This window comes from Sphingomonas sp. PAMC 26617, from assembly GCF_000242835.1.
Taxonomy (GTDB): domain Bacteria; phylum Pseudomonadota; class Alphaproteobacteria; order Sphingomonadales; family Sphingomonadaceae; genus Sphingomonas.
The window spans coordinates 2675852-2692607 of the sequence record NZ_JH594425.1 but is presented as its reverse complement, the minus strand read 5'-3'; the positions used below and the strand labels follow the sequence as shown (position 1 = coordinate 2692607).

Below are 16756 nucleotides of genomic sequence, written 5' to 3'. Positions count from 1 at the left end.
GGTGTCGCAAGGGCTCAGGCAAGAATGATCGACAATTTCGCGCTGGCGATCAGCCACGGCCTGATCGCGCTGACGGTGTGGCTGTTGCTGCGCCGGCCCGATCTCGACCGGGAGACGCCCCTGCCCGATCCTGCGGCGGATCGCGCAAAACCCAGATCAAAGGCCCGCCCGCGTGCGTGACCTGTTTTTCGTCGGCTTCCTCGCCGCCTTTTTCGCGGCCGGGTTCCGGCGACCGTTCCTGTTCGTGCTGGCCTATGTCTATATCGACATCGTTTCCCCGCAACGGCTGACGTATCTGCTGCTCAATGCCGTGCCGATCTCGCTGATCGCGGTCGCGCTCGCGGTCGGCGGGTTCGTGATCGCCGACGACAAGCGCGACGTTCGTGTCGCGCCGCGCCAGATCCTGATCGTGCTGCTGCTGCTCTATTGCGGCATCACCACGCGCACCGCCGACTTTCCGGTCGAGGCGCTCGATAAATGGGGGTGGGTGTGGAAGACGCTGGCGTTTGCAGCCTTCCTGCCCCTCACCCTGCGCACGCGGTTGCGGCTCGAATCGCTGCTGCTGGTGATGATCGCGTCGGCGGCGTCGATCATCATCGTCGGCGGCCTCAAGACGATCGCGAGCGGCGGCGGCGGATATGGTACGCTCAACCTGATGGTCGCGAACAATTCGGGGCTGTACGAAGGCTCGACCATCTCGACCGTCGCGGTGGCGATCATCCCGCTGATCCTGTGGTTCACGCGGCATGGCACGATCTTCCCGCCGAACTGGAAGGTCATCGCTTTCTGCTACGCGCTGGTGTTCGCGTGCCTCCTCATCCCGGTCGGCACCTCGACGCGGACCGGGTTGCTGTGCATCGGTCTCGTCGCGCTGCTGATGGTGCGCGATGCGAAACGGAAACTCCTCTACCTCGGGCTGATTGCGGCGGCGGGGCTCATCGCCGTACAGTTCCTGCCGAGCGCGTTCACCGAGCGGATGGGGACGATCAAGACCTACAAGGGCGACGAATCCGCCTCGACCCGGATCGCGGTGTGGGGGTGGACGTGGGACTATGCCAAGCAGCACCCGCTCGGCGGCGGGTTCGAGATGTATCGCCAGAACCAGATTCGCTACGACACCGAAAAGGTCGAGGGCGACGGCAACAACGCGACGGTCGACCGCAAGCTGACCGTCGACAAGGCGCGCGCGTTCCACAGCGCCTATTTCGAGATGATCGGCGAACAGGGCTTCCCGGGTTTTGCGATCTGGGCGGCGATCAACCTGATCGGGCTGGTGCGGATGGAGGTGCTGCGGCGGCGCTATCGCCGGGGCGACCCGGAGCAGGCTTGGATCGCGCCACTCGCCGGCGCGCTGCAATCGGCGCATCTCGTCTATCTGCTGGGCGCGGCGTTCATCGCGATCGCTTTCCAGCCGTTCGTCTACATGCTGATCGGCGCACAGATCGGGCTCGATACGTATCTTGCGCGCAAACGCGCCGAGCAATCCTTCCGGTCGTTCCGCAAGCTCCGCCCCGCGCGGACGGCGGCGGCGTGACGGGCCGTTCCGAACTGCGCGCGTTGACCGGGATGCGCGGCATCGCCGCGTGGTTCGTCGTGCTATATCACATTCGACTGTCGATCGCGGGGGTACCGCCCTTCTGGCTCGCGGTGCTGGCCAAGGGCTATTTGGCGGTCGATTTCTTCTTCCTGCTGTCGGGCTTCGTACTTTGGCTGAGCTGGAGCGACCGCCTGCGCACGGGCGGGTTCGCGGCGGTGCCGGGGTTCCTGTGGCGGCGGCTGGCGCGGATCTGGCCGCTGCATGTGTTCATGCTCGGCTGCGCGGTCGCGCTCGCGGTCGTGCTCGCCAAGGTCGGCAAGCACGATGCGACCGACTATCCATTCGCCGACCTGCCGCTCCATTTACTGCTGCTTCAAAATTGGGGATTTACCACTCACCTCGCGTGGAATGACCCGAGCTGGTCGATCAGCACCGAATGGGCGGCGTATCTCGCCTTCCCGTTGCTCGCGCTGGCGATCGACTGGCGGCGGATGCCGACCGTGATCGTGGTCGCGGCGATCGTTGCGCTGCTTGCGCTGCTGCACCTCGCGATGGCGGGGGCACCGACGCTCGGGACCGACATCTGGACATTCGGATTGCGGCGGTGCCTGCTCGAGTTCACGGTCGGCACCGCGATCTGCGCGCTGTGGCTGCGCTTTCGGGACATGCCCGGGCGTGCGATCCGGGTTAGCGCGGGTCTCGCGGTCGCGGTGGTCGGTGCGCTTGCTGCGGGTGCCGCGGAAACGCTCGTCGTGCCGGGCGCGCTGGCCGCCGCGCTGCTGTGCCTTGCACTGACCTCGGACTGGCGCGGCAATCCACTATCAGGGCGTCCGCTCCATGCGCTTGGCGAACTCAGCTACGCGACCTATCTCGGTCACTTCCTGTTGTTCGTAGTGTTCAAGCTGGCGCTGGTCAGTGATGCGCGGAGCATCTCTCCGGCGCTAATCGCTCTGTATCTGGCGCTCGTGCTGGTCAGTTCGCTGGTGCTGTACCGCTTCGTCGAACGCCCCGCGCAGGCCTGGATGAACCGGCTCGCCACGCGCTGGCGAGCCGGTTCCGGGCGTCAGGCGTCGGTGTCGTCGGCTTCCGCCTCCTGATCGTCGACATCTTCCTGCAATGCCGCGAGGATCGCCTTGTTGAAGGCGGGGATATCCTCGGGCTTGCGGCTGGTGATGAACGATCCGTCGCGCACGACTTCCTCATCGACGACTTCGGCACCCGCGTTGGCGAGATCGACGCGCAGCGACGGCCAGCTCGTCATGCGGCGGCCATCGACCACGTCCGCCTCGATCAACAACCAAGGCGCGTGGCAGATTGCGGCGATCAGCTTGCCGTCGTCGGCGAATTCCTCGACGATCTCGACCGCGCGATCGTTCATCCGCAGCTTGTCCGGATTGCCGACGCCGCCCGGCAGCAAGAGCGCGTTGAAGTCCTCGGTATCCACCTCGTCGAGCGTCGTGTCGGGGGTGATCGTGTCGCCCTTCTCGTCGGCAACCATGCCCTGGATCGGGTCGGTCTTGATCGAGGCGAGCGTGACCTTGACGCCCGCGTCGAGCAACGCCTTGCGCGGCTCGAACAGTTCGGCCTGCTCGAAGCCGTCGGTCGCGATGATGAGAACGTGCGCCTGCGATAGCTCGGCCATGATTTGTCTCCGGTGCGGTTTTGGCATTTTGGGATAGAAGCCACCTTGGGCTCGGGTCGGTAAACCCGCGAGGGCCAGCGCCTGTTCCGGAACGATGCGCCAATCCGTGCATTCACAAAGGCCATGGCGCAGCAGATCCACCCGATCACGTACCACGACGACAGCGAGCCCGGCATCACGCGCAAGAAGATGCGGTCGGGCTGGGGCTATTATGATGCTGCCGGTACGCGGATCACCGAGCGCGAGGAGATCGACCGGCTGAATGCGATCGGCCTGCCCCCCGCCTATCGCGACGCATGGTTCTGCCCCTCCCCCGTAGGGCATATCCAGGCGGTCGGCTGGGACGAAAAGGGGCGCAAGCAATATCGCTATCACCTCGGCTTTCGCGAGACGCAGGATGCAGCCAAATATGAACTGTGCGCCCCGTTCGGCCACGCGCTTCCCAAGCTCCGCGCGCGGGTGGCGAAGGATCTCGCGCGACGCGGGCTCGACAAGGACATTGCGGTTGCCGCGGTGGTGCGGCTGCTTGATCTCGGCAAGGTTCGCATCGGCAACGAAGGCTATGTGAAGTCGAACAAGAGCTTCGGGGCTACCACGTTGCGCAAGCGCCATGCCGCGGTGAAGGGGCAGTCACTCAAGCTTCAGTTCAAGGCCAAGTCGGGCAAGCTCCGGATGCTGACGATCACCGACGGGTCGCTCAGCCGGTTCGTCAAACGCTGTCAGGACCTGCCGGGCCAGCACCTGTTCCGCTGGGTCGATGCGGAAGGCACGTGCCATCCGGTGTCGTCGTCGGACGTCAACGCCTATATCCGGGAAGCGATGGGCGGGGACTTCACCGCCAAGCATTTCCGCACCTGGAGCGCGAGCGTCCTCGCGTTCGAGGCACTGGCGCGGGCGAAGCACGACATCAGCCTCAAGACGATGCTCGAGCCCGTGACAGAGGCGCTCGGAAACACCCCCGCGATCGCACGCAAGTCCTATGTCCATCCCGCGCTTCTCGCACTGGCGAAGGATGGGCAGACCGCATTCCGTGCGAGCCTGAAGCTCCCGCGTTCCACCCAGCATCTGACCCGCACCGAGCGTGGGCTGATTGCCTTCCTCGAGCACGGCAGCGAGCGTGGCGTCCCGCCGGTCCTTGCCGGAGCCGCGTAAAGGTCCCGACATGAGCAACAAGACCGCGGCGATCCTCCCGCCGATCCGCGTCCGCGACGTGAACAGCCAGGTCCACGGCCTCGCCAAGACTACACTCGACTGGATCGGCGATTACTGGCTGCAACTGCTGATCTCGTTCGGCGCCGGTGCGGCGATCGTCATCGCGCTCCATTTCGCGCGGCGGATCGGGCGGGGCTTGTGCGAACGCGACCGGCAGTTGCACGGCTGGGGAATCGTGTTCGGCCGGACGATCGCGCGGACCGGGAACGTGTTCATCGTCCTGCTGGCGGCAAAGCTCGTGATCGGCTTTGCCAACCCGCCCGCCGAAGTCACGCGGGTGGTCAACTTCCTGTTCACGATCTCCGCGGTGTTCCAGGCGGCGAACTGGGCGCGCGAACTGATCCTCGGCGCGATCGAGCATCGCACCCGCAGCGAACATTATTCGGGCGAAGCGATCGGCAGCGCGATGGGGATCATCCGGCTGCTCGTCAGCTTCGCGGTGTTCGCGATCGCGCTGATCGTCGTGCTCGACAATCTCGGGGTCAATGTCACCGGGCTCGTCGCCGGGCTCGGCGTCAGCGGCATCGCGATCGGTCTCGCCGCGCAGGGCATCTTCGCCGACCTGTTCGCGGCACTCGCGATCATCTTCGACCGGCCATTCCGGCGCGGCGATGCGATCAGCTATGATTCCTCCTCGGGCACGGTCGAGGCGATCGGGCTGAAATCAACGCGGATTCGCGGCGTCACCGGCGAGGAGCGGATCGTCGCCAACAAGCAACTGCTCGAGAAGGAGATCATCAACAACACCTCGCGCGAATATCGCCGTGTCGTCTTCACGATCGGGCTGGTGCAGGCGACCCCGGTCGAGACGATGGAGGCACTGCCGTCCGTGCTGAAGGACGTGATCGAGGCGAAGGGCATGAAGTTCGTCCGCGCCGGCTTCACCACGTTCGGCGCAAGCAGCTATGATTTCGACGTCGAGTTCGATTCCCCCAGCGCGGCCTTCCAGGAGTTTTACGATGCACGCCACGCCGTAGGGCTCGCAATCGTTCGGCGGCTCAACGAGGACGGGATCGAACTGGCTTATCCCACGCAGACGACGTTCAACGTCAAACCCGAGCAAAACGCCCCAAAAAGCGCTGTAAAGACAGAGGATCGTCGCGGAACTGGTGCGATATCAAGCAATTCTGCGGTTGACGAAGATGGCGGACAGCACTGAACACTATGGTTTCCGTCGCATTAATGGTACTGTATTTACCCCATATCGCATGCCATTTTTGGCGTAAGCACCGAAATGGCCATAACCCGGCTGGCGTTATCACCGTTTTTGCCCTATAATTCCCCTGTATACTGTAAGCGCATAATATATCCCGGGGCGCCTGTCGGAAGGGATTTTGAACAAGACGCGGGTCTTTTTGGGGGCGGATTCAGTGTCAGTACGGTGGGTGCACGGCCATCAGGACAGTATGGAAGTGCGTCTCAACCACGCCACCCTTGCCTATCTTCGGAAGAACTGGCCCAACCCCGTCAATCTGTCGCCCACCAGGCTTGGCAATGAGTTCACGCCCGAGGGCAAGATGTTCGTTCGGATCATCCAGAGTTTGATCGACGAGGGTTTGCTCTCGGTCGAGTTCTTCTTGATCGGCACCGGTGACGAACCCACCGCGCGCGACGCGATCCTGACGCGCAAGGGAGTCGCATCGATCGCGGAGGCATGAGCCGCCCGGCGCGGGCGCCTTATCGGCTCTGTTCGACGATCGTTGCAATCTTGCGAAAGGTTACGAGGTCTTCTTCAGAAACCGCGCGTGGCCGTCGCGACAGGATCGCCAGGGTCCCGATCCGCAAGCCCGAGATATCGCGCACCGGCGTCGCGGCATAGAAGGCAAACCCCGCAGCATCGGCGGCGACCGGATGAACGAGGTCGGCAAGAGCGGAGCGCCCTGCCGGGATGGTGGCGGTTTCGTCCGCCGTGGTGGCTATGCCGACCCTGGCGGTGTTCCACGTTGCGACGCTCCTATCCATCACGATGACCGCGACGTCTACGCCGAGCGCCCGGACCGCGACATGCGCGATATCATCGAGGAGCGCGACCGACATGCCGGGCCGGTCGGCTCGACGTGGGTCGCTGAGGACGTACATTTCACTACGATCGGTTGGCCGCTGTTTCATCGCTACTCGCATCACGGAAGTCCCCCAAGACCGAAGAGATGTTGGTTTAATGTAGGAGGAGCTTTGCCGAATATTGGAACGTCGTGCATCCGCCTTAAGAAGGGTTTCATTCCTATTGACTATGTTCCGTGTCAAACCGGCGTAAGTTCCGCGTCAGTTTTCCATCGGAAACGCCGTCTCGGCCCCGTATTCGAATCACATCGCTTTCCAATTCGAAAGATCGGTTCGCCGGCAGAGTGTGATTCGCCCCTGCTATCCTGCCTGTTAACGCTACGGCAGCCGGTCCGTTCCGGATTTGGGTTTTGCCAGGCTTGCGCGCGGCAAGCGCTGGTGCCATCTCCGCCGCACAGCCCGCGATACGCGCACTTTGCAGGGGAATGCCGTGACCACGACGATCACTATTCAGGAACTGGCAGGCCGGATCGGCAGCGAACAGGTGTCCGACTGGGTCGAAGTCAGCCAGGAAATGATCGACAAGTTCGCGGACGCGACCGGGGACCACCAGTTCATCCACGTCAACCCCCAGATGGCCGCGATGACCCCGTTCGGCGGGACGATCGCGCACGGATTTCTGACGCTGTCGTTGATGCCGTTGCTGTCCTCCAAGATCATCGACGCGGTCCAGATCGAGGGCGTGAAGATGGGCATCAACTACGGCGGCAACAAAGTCCGCTTCCTCCAGCCGGTCCGCTCGGGCAAGCGCGTTCGCGGGCGGTTCAAGCTGTTGGAGTTGATCGAGAAGCGCCCCGGCCAGTGGCAGCAGACCAACGCATTTTCGGTCGAGATCGAAGGCGAGGAAAAGCCCGCGATGATCGCCGAATGGATGTCGCAGATCTTCGTTTGAACCTACAAAGCCCCTCCCCTCTGGGGGAGGGGTTGGAGTGGGGCTGTGCCGCGAACACACCGGTTGCCCCCATCCCACGTCCCCACCCCAACCCCTCCCCTGAAGGGGAGGGGCTTATAGAAGGAGAAGCCAGATGCGTTCAGCCGTCATCGTTTCCACCGCCCGCACCCCGATCGGCCGTGCGTATCGCGGCGCGTTCAACAACACCCCCGCCCCAACCCTCGCCAGCCACGCGATCAAGGCCGCCGTCGAGCGCGCCGGGATCGAAGGCGGCATGGTCGATGACGTCGTGTTCGGTTGTGCGCTCCAGCAGGGCCATCAGGCCGGCAACATCGCGCGGACGTCGCTGCTGCGCGCCGGGCTCCCCGTCACCGTGCCGGGCATGTCGGTCGACCGTCAGTGCGCCAGCGGCCTGATGGCGATCGCCACCGCTGCCAAGCAGATCATCACCGACAATATGGACGTCACCATCGGCGGCGGCGTCGAGAGCATCAGCCTCGTCCAGACGCCGCAGATGCGCTTCGCCGCCGACCCCGAGCTGATAGCGATGCACAAGGACGTGTATATGGCGATGCTCGGCACGGCGGAAGTCGTCGCCAAGCGCTATAACATCAGCCGCGAAGCGTGCGACGAATATGCCCTCCGCTCGCAACAGCGCACCGCCGCCGCGCAGGCCGCGGGTTATTATGATGCGGAGATCGTCCCCGTCACCGCGACGATGGCAGTGACCAACAAGGAAACTAAGGAAGTCACGCACAAGGAGATCACGCTCTCCAAGGACGAAGGCAACCGCCCCGAGACGACGCTCGAAGGTCTCCAGTCGCTCCAGCCCGTGATGGGCCCGGGGATGAACGTGACCGCGGGCAACGCCAGCCAGCTGTCGGACGGCTCGTCCGCCTCGGTGCTGATGGAGGAGTCGCTCGCCTCGAAGCGCGGCCTCACCCCGCTTGGCCGCTATGTCGGCATGGCGGTCGCGGGCACCGAACCCGACGAGATGGGGATCGGCCCGGTCTTCGCGATCCCCAAGCTGCTCGAGCGCTTCAACCTCAAGATGGACGACATCGGCCTGTGGGAGCTCAACGAAGCGTTCGCAGTGCAGGTGCTGTATTGCCGCGACAAGCTCGGCATTCCGGATGAGCTGCTGAACGTCTCGGGCGGCGCGATCTCGATCGGCCACCCCTATGGCATGACCGGCGCGCGCTCGACCGGCCACGCGCTGATCGAGGGCAAGCGGCGCGGCGCGAAGTACGTCGTCGTGACGATGTGCATTGGTGGCGGTCAGGGTGCCGCCGGTCTGTTCGAAGTCCTGTAATTGAACCCGAGGCGAATTTCGTCTATGTAGGGGATGGCGAAGTCATAGGCGCCTCTCATAACGAGTCCCGGTCGTGTCAGCGGCCGGGGCTCAATACGTTTGGGGCTCGGCTGTCAGACCGAGCCCCGCCCGTGCACCCTAGTCTTTGCGTGCCATCGCGATGATCTTCAGGACCAAGGTCGTGAAGGCGAAGAGCACGCCCAGAAGCAGGCACAGATCGGCGACCGTCATAGGTCCACCTCTCATCTTAGCGGCCGGATTGCCGCCGATGAAGTGACTAATAGAGACTTCGGATATCCGCAAATTTGGCAGGACATCGTCTGTCCGTCATCCCATGACGGTGATCTATCGCCTTCCCGAAAGGCGACGAGGTCTTGCTGATTAGCCTGCAAAAAATCCGAGGCAACCAACCTAGCGTCCCGTCGTTTTCTCTCCAAACCATCCTCAAGGAGAGAACCGCAATGGCCGACACCCAGGAAATCAAAGAAACGCTGTGGAAGAAGATGGCGGACAGCCCCTACCTCATGGTGGGCAAGGCCGACGGATCGTCGCACAGCGAGCCGCTAATGGCGCAGCTCGACAAGGATCTGGTCGACACGCTGTTCTTCTTCACCGGCAAGGACAACCGCCTGGCCGACGGCGGCAAGGTGATGGCGCAGTTCGTGTCCAAGGGGCATGATTATTTCGCCTGCATGGCCGGCACGATCCGTCAGGACAATGACAAGGGCATGATCGACAAGCTGTGGAGCAAACAGGTCGAGGCCTGGTTCCCGCAAGGCAAGGAAGACCCCAATCTCGCGCTGCTACGGATGGACATCGACAGCGCAGAATTGTGGGAGACCGACATTTCGCTGACGGGTCGCGTGAAGATGTTGTTCGGCGGCACGATTACCGCGGAAGAAAGCAGCAGCCACGCCAAGGTCAGCACGACAGCGGCATAAGATGTTGTTGCGGGATCCTGGCCACGTGCCGGGATCCCGCACAAGCTAGGGGCGGAAGCGCCGCCCGTGCTTCCATCCGCCGTCATGCTGAACTTGTTTCAGCATCCACCGCCCAACAAGCACGGTCTGGACTTGCTGAACAGTGGACCCTGAAACAAGTTCAGGGTGACGCCGGTTTTGACAAAACGCGGTACCCCGGCCTCAGCCGTGCGCCTTCATCCATTCCTCAACGACCGGCGCGACCTTGGTGCGCCACTTCGAGCCGTTGAAAATGCCATAATGGCCAGCGCCCTCGGCCATATAATAGCGCTTCTTTTCGTCCGGCAAATTCGTCGCGATCGTCAAAGCCGCGCGGGTCTGTCCGAGACCCGAGATATCGTCCTTCTCGCCCTCGATCGCGAGGATCGCGATGTCGGTGATCGCACCCGGATCGACCACGCGCCCGCGGTGCGTCATCGTGCCCTTGGGGAGCGAATGGTCCTGGAAGACCACGTCGATCGTCTGGAGATAGAACTCCGCGGTCATGTCGCAGACCGAGCGATATTCCTCGTAGAAGCGCTTGGTCGCATCCGCTTCCAGATCCTCGCCGTCGACCAGATGTTTGAACATCTCGTAATGCGACATCATGTGGCTGCCGAGGTTCATCGACATGAAACCGGCCAATTGCAGAAACCCCGGATAGACCTTGCGGCCGGCACCCGGATGCGACGCGGGGATCGTCGCGATGACGTTCTGGCTGAACCAGCTGTGCGGCCGCTCGGTTGCGAGCGTGTTGACCGAGGTCGGTGCCTCGCGCGTGTCGACCGGGCCACCCATCATCGTCAGCGTCTTGGGACGGCACGGATGCTGGTCCGCGCTCATCACACAGGCGGCGGCGTAGCACGGCACCGACGGCTGGCAGACCGCGAGCATATGCGCCCCCGGCCCGATCGCCTCGAGGAATGCGATCAGATAATCGATGTAATCATCGAGATCGAACTTGCCGTCCGACAGCGGCACCTGCTTCGCATCGCGCCAGTCGGTGATGTAGACGTCCGCGACCGGCAACATCCGCTCGACCGTGCCGCGCAACAGCGTGGCGTAATGCCCCGACATCGGCGCGACGATCAACAGCTTGGGCCCGGTCTCCACGCCTTCGCGAACGAACCGCTTGAGCTGGCCGAACGGCTTGCGCACGACGATCTCTTCCGTAACCGCGACCGTCTTGCCGTCCACCTCGGTCGAGGCCAGACCGAACGTCGGCTTGCCGCGCGGGGCGGCGGCATGCGCGAACACTTCGAGCGCCGAACCCATCACCGCCCCGCCGCCGAAATAGGCGAACGGATTGGCCGGGTTGCTCAACCAGCCTGCGCTGAAGTCGGCCATGGCGCTCGCTCCGGCGAGCATGGATTTCTGAATTTCATAAGCGTTATAGAGCATGGCCGGCCTTCTAGCATACCGTATCTACGGTTCTATCCATCTTAATACGGCGATGCGACGAACGGGCGGCGCCTCTGCATCATATCAATACGCATGGCCGAGGATTATGATGCACGCCGATTGAGGCGGCCCACGGTCCCTGCTAGGCGAAGCGCATGGCAGATCCCGTGCAAGCCGCTCCGACGTCAGACACACCGTCCAAGGACATGCCGCGGGAGGGGCGTCGCAAGCTCAGCAATCTCCTGATGATCTGGCATTTCGGGTCGCGCTATACCGCGCAGATCGCGATCGCGCTGCTTGCCCTGCTGACGACCTCAGCAACGACGCTGTACATTCCGTGGACGTTCAAGTCGGTGATCGACCAGGGGTTCAGCCACGGCGGCAACCCCGATCATATCAACCAGGTCTTCTACGGCCTGTTCGCGCTGGTCGCGGTGCTCGCGGTCGCGACGGCGGTGCGCTTCTATTTCGTCTCGTGGCTGGGCGAACGGACCGTCGCCGATATCCGCACGGCGGTGCAGGCGAACCTGTTGCGGCTCGCGCCGCGCTGGTTCGAGGAAAACCGCCCCTCGGAAGTCGCCTCGCGCCTCACGTCGGACACCGCGCAGATCGAGAGCGCGGTCGGCACCACCGTCTCGGTCGCGCTGCGCAACGTGCTGACCGGGACCGGCGGGATCATCTCGCTGTTCGCGCTCGCGCCCAAGCTCGCGGGGATGCTGATCATCGGCATCCCGATCGTCGTGCTGCCGATCATGCTGCTCGGGCGGCGGGTCCAGAGCTACTCGCGTTCGAGCCAGGATCGCATCGCCGATATCGGCGCGATGGCGGTCGAGACGTTCGGCGCGATGAAGATCGTCCAGGCCTTCGGCCAGGAACGGCGCGAGTCCGAGCGGTTCGCGGGCGCGGTCGAGCGCAGCTTCACCGCCGCCAAGCGCCGCATCCGGATCCGCGCGATCATGACCGCGCTGGTGATCGGGCTATTGTTCGGTGCGGTCACGCTGCTGATGTGGTCGACCCTGTCGGACGTGTCCGCCGGGCGGCTGACGGGCGGCGCGCTGACCGCGTTTATCTTCACCGCCGGGCTGGTGACGGGCGCGTTCGGGGCGCTGACCGAAGTGTATGGCGATCTGCTCCGCGCCTCGGGCGCGGCCGAGCGGCTGGCCGAGCTGCTCAACGAGGAACCCGAGATCCGCGCGCCCGCCGCACCGGCGACACTCCCCGTCCCGGCGCGCGGCACGCTGACCTTCGATCACGTCGAATTCCGCTACCCGACCCGGCAGGACGTCGCCGCGCTCAACGATTTCTCGCTCGACATCGCGAGTGGCGAGACGGTCGCGATCGTCGGTCCGTCGGGCGCTGGCAAGACGACCTTGTTCCAGTTGATCCAGCGTTTCTACGATCCCGACGCCGGCTCGGTCCGGATCGATGGGGTCGATCTGCGCAACGCCGACCCCGCCGAGATCCGCGCGCGGATCGCGATGGTGCCGCAGGAAACCGTCATCTTCGGTGCGACCGCGCGCGACAACCTCCGCTATGGCCGGTGGGATGCGCGCGACGACGAGCTGTGGGCCGCCGCCGAGGCCGCCAACGCCGCCGAATTCCTGCGCAAATTGCCCGACGGACTCGACACCTTCCTCGGCGAAAGCGGTGCGCGGCTTTCGGGCGGGCAGCGCCAGCGAGTCGCGATCGCACGTGCGCTGCTCCGCAACGCGCCGATCCTGCTGCTCGACGAAGCGACCAGCGCGCTCGACGCCGAGAGCGAACGGCTGGTGCAGGAAGCGCTCGAGCGGCTGATGACCGACCGCACGACGCTCGTCATCGCGCACCGCCTCGCGACGGTGCGTGCGGCGAAGCGGATCATCGTGATGCGCGACGGGCAGATCGTCGAACAAGGGTCGCACGGGTCGCTGATCGCGGAGAACGGCCTGTACGCCCGGCTGGCGAGTTTGCAGTTCAACGAGGCGGCGTGATATAAACGGTACGGCCCGGCCTTCGCCGGGGTGATGCGGCTCGTCACCCCGCAGTAGCCCCCCCAGCCGTCATGCTGAAGGTGTTTCAGCATCCACTGTGCAACGGGCCCGGTCCGTCATCGTGGCGCGGTGGACCCTGAAACGAGTTCAGGGTGACGGGAGTGTTAAGACTAGGCGGATGTCCCCTCGGCGGGCAGCCACCATGGTGCTACCCGATCACCAGCTTCACAGGCTTGTCGCCGCCGCAACCATGCCGCACACTCCGCGCAACCGGGCAACAGCATCCGGACCGCACAACGGAGGGTCACATGGCGCGCGACTTCGACATCATCGTCTTCGGAGCAACCGGCTTCACCGGACGCCTCGTCGCCGAATATCTCCTCGCCACCGGGGCGCCACGCTGGGCGATGGCGGGTCGCTCGCTGACCAAGCTCGAGCAGGTCCGCGACGCGATCGGCGCGCCCGGCGACATTCCGCTGATCACCGCCAACGCCGACGACCCCGCCGCGCTCCGCGCGCTCTGCAACCGCACCAACGTCGTGCTCACGACCGTCGGACCGTATCAGTCGTACGGCAGTGACCTCGTCGCGGCCTGCGCCGAGACAGGCACCGCCTATGTCGATCTGTGCGGCGAACCCGCCTGGATGCGCCACATGATCGACGCACATCACGAAACCGCCAGGCGCACCGGCGCGCGAATCGTGTTCAGTTGCGGGTTCGACTCGATCCCGTTCGATCTCGGCGTGCTGAGCCTCCAGGACGCGGCGAAAGCGAAATTCGGCCACCCCCTGTCCCGCGTGAAAGGTCGCGTGCGCAAGATGCAGGGTGGCTTTTCGGGTGGCACCGCCGCCAGCCTGAAGGCGACGCTGGCGGCGGCGGCAAAGGATCCGTCGGTGGTCGGGCTGCTCGTCAATCCGTTCGCGCTGACCCCCGGGTTCGAAGGACCGTCGCAACCGCGTGGGCTGCTGCCGGAATATGACAAGACGATCGAGGCGTGGGTCGCCCCCTTCATCATGGCGCCAATCAACACCAAGAACGTCCATCGCACCAATTTCCTGCTCGGCGATGCGTACGGTCCGGGGTTCGTCTATGACGAGATGATGGTCGCGCCCGGACTCGGTGAAATGGGCAAGGCCGCCGCGGAAGCGATCGCCAAGATCAATCCGCTCTCCAGCGACAAGGGGCCGAAGCCCGGCGAAGGCCCGTCGCGGGAGGAACGCGACGCGGGCTTCTACGACCTGCTGTTCATCGGCGAAGGGCCGGGCGGCGAGCGGTTGGATTGCGTCGTCACTGGCGACAAGGACCCGGGCTATGGCTCGACCAGCAAGATGATCGCCGAAACCGCACGTTGCCTGGTCGAAGACGTGACCGGCGCCGGCGGAATCTGGACCCCGGGTGCGCTGATGGGGCGCGTGCTGACGGACCGGTTGCAGGCCAGAGCGGGGCTGACGTTCCGCGCTGGATGACGATCGGGGCGGGGGTGTCTCGCGCACCCACGCCCGCCGCGAGATTCCTAGGAGCCCCGCCCGTCCGCCGCGGGAAGGATCGGGCGCAAATCCCCCGCGACCATCGCCCGGCCCTTCCCCAGCGCCTTGGCGTTGTAGAGCGATAGGTCCGCGCGCCGCAGGATTTCATCGCGAGTCGTGATCCCCTGATCGAGCAGACACGCGCCCATGGTCGCGCGGACGGCAATCGTTCCGTCCGCGCCTTCCACCGCGATCGTCAGGTCGGCCAGCAGGTCCGCCAGCGCCGTCCGCAGGCTTGTGATCGTGTCCGAAGCCGTGATCGCCAGCACGAACTCATCGCCACCGAGCCGCGCCGCCAGCCCCCGCCCATCGGCATGCCGCGCGAGCGTCCGGGCTGCGCGCTGCAACACATGGTCACCCGATTGATGGCCATACGTATCGTTGACGGACTTGAAGTTATCGAGGTCGATCAGGACGACCGCCAGGACGCCCTGATTGGTCCGCCGGTCGACCCGTTCGGTCAGGAACTGGTTCAGCGCTGCGCGATTGGCGATCCCGGTCAGCTCGTCGACCAGCGCACTGCGTTCGAGCGCGCGTTCGAACTCATGCTGGACCGTGATGTCCTGGCAAATTCCGATGAGGATCGAACAGTCCCCCCTACCGCCCCCGCGCTCGATCTCGCCGACGTTGCGCAGCCGTCGACGGCGTCCGGTTCGGGTGACGATTTCGGTCTCCACCTCGAAACTCTGGCCGGTATCGATCGCGCGGTCGATCGCCTGCATCAGAACCATGCGGTCGCCGTTCGGGTAAAACTCCAGAAACCGGTCCCACGTCGGGTTCGGGTCCTCCGGACCCAGGTCGAACAGGCACCGTGCCTGCCGGGTCCATGCCATGGCCGTCGACGCCAGGTCGAGCCGCCACGAGCCGATTTCGGAAAGACGTTCTGCCCGCTCGAAATGGTCGAGCCAGCGCAGGTCGCCTTCCACCGCCGCGCCATCGGTCGGACGTGGAAGACGCTTGTCGGACGCCTGACCGGCATATTCGGTGCAGACGGGGGAATATGTCTCGATCTCGAAGCTCAGGGTCGCCATTTCTGCTCCACCCGCGCATTATAGAGACCGCGCCGGGAAACCGGCGATCCTACCGTTTCTTCCCCTGATGTTTGATGTTGGCGGGCCGCCCGCGCCGCTTGAGGACCCGCCCTGCGGGCTTGCCCGGCGTGCGGTCGCGCGTGTCGCGGCCTGGCGCGGCGCCGCGCCCCTCGACCATTTCGAACCGCAACGCGCCCGACACCGGGTTCGCCTCGGCGAGCCGCAACGGCAGCTTCTGCCCGCTGGCGTAGACCGTCCCGCTCTGCTCGCCCGTCAGCGTGCGAGAAGCCTCGTCGAAGCGGAAATATTCGCCGCCAATGTCGCGCACCGGCATCAGCCCGTCGCCGCCGATGCCCTCGACCGTCGCGAAGAAGCCGAAGTTGGTGACCCCGGTGATCCGCGTCTCGAGCACTTCGCCGACACGCTCCGACAGGAACGCCGCGACATAGCGGTCGATCGTGTCGCGCTCGGCCTCCATCGCGCGGCGCTCGAACTGCGAGATCGACTGGCCGATCCGCTCCATCCCAGCGGTCTCGCCCTCGGTCAGCCCGCCGTCACCGAGCTTGTACGCGGCGACCAGCGAGCGGTGGACGAGCAGATCGGCATATCGCCGGATCGGCGAGGTGAAGTGCCCGTAGCTCCCGAGCGCCAAGCCGAAATGCCCGAGATTGACCGGCGCGTAATAGGCCTGCGTCTGGGTCCGCAACACCTGCTCCATGATCTGCGGGCGCATGTCGTCCTCCGCGACCTTGGCGAGGATGTGGTTGAAGGTGCGCGGCTGGATCACCTGGCCGAGCGCGAATTCGATCCCGAAGGTCTTGAGATACTCCTTCAGCGCGACGATCTTCTCGCGGCTCGGCTGTTCGTGGACGCGGTACATCACCGGCGCCTTCTTCGCCTCGAGCGCCTTGGCGGCGGCGACGTTCGCGGCGATCATGTAATCCTCGATCAACTTGTGCGCGTCGAGCCGCTCACGCGGCGCGACCGACAGGATCCGGCCCATTTCGTCGAGCACCACGCGGCGTTCGGGGAGATCGAGATCGAGCGGGGCGCGGGCCTCGCGCGCCGTGTTGAGCGCGCGCCAGCAGTCCCAGAGCGGAAGGAGCGCCGCGAGGATGGGATCAACGCCGGAACCGTCCTGAAGCCCCTCCCCTTCATCCGAAACGCTGGATCCAGACTCAAGCCCCTCCCCTTCAGGGGAGGGGTTGGGGTG

Annotated in this window: 16 protein-coding genes; 11 read left to right on the top strand and 5 right to left on the bottom strand. The window is 64.7% G+C overall.

Features of this window, described 5'->3' with window-relative positions:
- The first annotated feature begins 24 nt into the window (after nt 1-24).
- From RH91_RS22840 to RH91_RS11905, 3 genes are read left to right on the top strand one after another with little or no spacing between them, the layout of a single operon-like run.
- Nucleotides 25-180 carry a hypothetical protein gene (locus RH91_RS22840; protein WP_198283254.1) on the top strand — a complete coding sequence of 52 codons (156 nt, stop codon included), beginning with the start codon at nt 25-27 and terminating at the stop codon, nt 178-180.
- Nucleotides 173-1534, top strand: coding sequence for a putative O-glycosylation ligase, exosortase A system-associated (locus tag RH91_RS11910; RefSeq protein WP_010162991.1), 1362 nt, complete (start codon nt 173-175; stop codon nt 1532-1534). The genes RH91_RS22840 and RH91_RS11910 overlap by 8 nt, the downstream gene beginning before the upstream one ends.
- On the top strand, nt 1531-2634 hold the full coding sequence (locus tag RH91_RS11905; RefSeq protein ID WP_010162990.1) for an acyltransferase family protein: 1104 nt from the start codon (nt 1531-1533) through the stop codon (nt 2632-2634). Before RH91_RS11910 ends, RH91_RS11905 begins: the two co-directional genes overlap by 4 nt.
- Here the strand turns inward: RH91_RS11905 and RH91_RS11900 are convergent.
- Nucleotides 2601-3179: a type 1 glutamine amidotransferase domain-containing protein gene (locus RH91_RS11900; RefSeq protein WP_010162989.1), complete on the bottom strand. Its 579-nt coding sequence runs from the start codon at nt 3177-3179 to the stop codon at nt 2601-2603. The two genes, RH91_RS11905 and RH91_RS11900, sit on opposite strands and share 34 nt — an antisense overlap.
- Before the next feature lie 123 nt (nt 3180-3302).
- Here RH91_RS11900 and RH91_RS11895 point away from each other — a divergent pair, with 123 nt between their 5' ends.
- The 3 genes from RH91_RS11895 (at nt 3303) to RH91_RS11885 (ending at nt 6049) form a co-directional block, all read left to right on the top strand.
- Nucleotides 3303-4331, top strand: a complete 1029-nt coding sequence (locus RH91_RS11895) for a DNA topoisomerase IB (protein ID WP_010162988.1) — start codon at nt 3303-3305, stop codon at nt 4329-4331.
- Nucleotides 4332-4341: 10 nt separating this feature from the next.
- Nucleotides 4342-5550 carry a mechanosensitive ion channel family protein gene (locus RH91_RS11890; protein WP_010162987.1) on the top strand — a complete coding sequence of 403 codons (1209 nt, stop codon included), beginning with the start codon at nt 4342-4344 and terminating at the stop codon, nt 5548-5550.
- Nucleotides 5551-5761: 211 nt separating this feature from the next.
- On the top strand, nt 5762-6049 hold the full coding sequence (locus RH91_RS11885; RefSeq protein WP_232283488.1) for a hypothetical protein: 288 nt from the start codon (nt 5762-5764) through the stop codon (nt 6047-6049).
- A gap of 19 nt (nt 6050-6068) precedes the next feature.
- Here the strand turns inward: RH91_RS11885 and RH91_RS11880 are convergent, their stop codons facing one another.
- Nucleotides 6069-6470, bottom strand: a complete 402-nt coding sequence (locus RH91_RS11880) for a GAF domain-containing protein (protein WP_037478727.1) — start codon at nt 6468-6470, stop codon at nt 6069-6071.
- A gap of 397 nt (nt 6471-6867) precedes the next feature.
- Between RH91_RS11880 and RH91_RS11875 the strand changes: the two genes are divergently transcribed.
- The 3 genes from RH91_RS11875 to RH91_RS11865 all read left to right on the top strand — a co-directional run bounded on the left by RH91_RS11875 (nt 6868) and on the right by RH91_RS11865 (nt 9597).
- Nucleotides 6868-7344, top strand: coding sequence for a MaoC family dehydratase (locus RH91_RS11875; protein ID WP_010162984.1), 477 nt, complete (start codon nt 6868-6870; stop codon nt 7342-7344).
- A gap of 133 nt (nt 7345-7477) precedes the next feature.
- Nucleotides 7478-8656: an acetyl-CoA C-acyltransferase gene (locus tag RH91_RS11870; protein WP_010162983.1), complete on the top strand. Its 1179-nt coding sequence runs from the start codon at nt 7478-7480 to the stop codon at nt 8654-8656.
- Nucleotides 8657-9117: 461 nt separating this feature from the next.
- A complete protein-coding gene (locus RH91_RS11865; RefSeq protein ID WP_010162981.1) occupies nt 9118-9597 on the top strand; it encodes a pyridoxamine 5'-phosphate oxidase family protein in 480 nt (159 codons plus the stop codon).
- Between the two features lie 201 nt (nt 9598-9798).
- Here the strand turns inward: RH91_RS11865 and RH91_RS11860 are convergent, their stop codons facing one another.
- Entirely contained in the window at nt 9799-11016 is a 1218-nt protein-coding gene (locus RH91_RS11860; protein WP_010162980.1) for a polyhydroxyalkanoate depolymerase, read from the bottom strand.
- Nucleotides 11017-11222: 206 nt separating this feature from the next.
- On the opposite strand from RH91_RS11860, the gene RH91_RS11855 reads away from it, so the two are divergent.
- Together RH91_RS11855 and RH91_RS11850 are read left to right on the top strand one after the other, a co-directional pair.
- Entirely contained in the window at nt 11223-12986 is a 1764-nt protein-coding gene (locus RH91_RS11855; protein ID WP_010162979.1) for an ABC transporter transmembrane domain-containing protein, read from the top strand.
- Nucleotides 12987-13294: 308 nt separating this feature from the next.
- Complete coding sequence (locus RH91_RS11850; RefSeq protein WP_010162978.1) at nt 13295-14452, top strand: saccharopine dehydrogenase family protein; 1158 nt, start codon at nt 13295-13297, stop codon at nt 14450-14452.
- A gap of 47 nt (nt 14453-14499) precedes the next feature.
- Here the strand turns inward: RH91_RS11850 and RH91_RS21260 are convergent, their stop codons facing one another.
- Both RH91_RS21260 and RH91_RS11840 read right to left on the bottom strand, forming a co-directional pair.
- A complete protein-coding gene (locus tag RH91_RS21260) occupies nt 14500-15543 on the bottom strand; it encodes a GGDEF domain-containing protein (protein WP_010162977.1) in 1044 nt (347 codons plus the stop codon).
- Nucleotides 15544-15592: 49 nt separating this feature from the next.
- A partial coding sequence (locus RH91_RS11840; protein WP_010162976.1) for an RNB domain-containing ribonuclease occupies nt 15593-16756 on the bottom strand: 1164 nt, incomplete at its 5' end.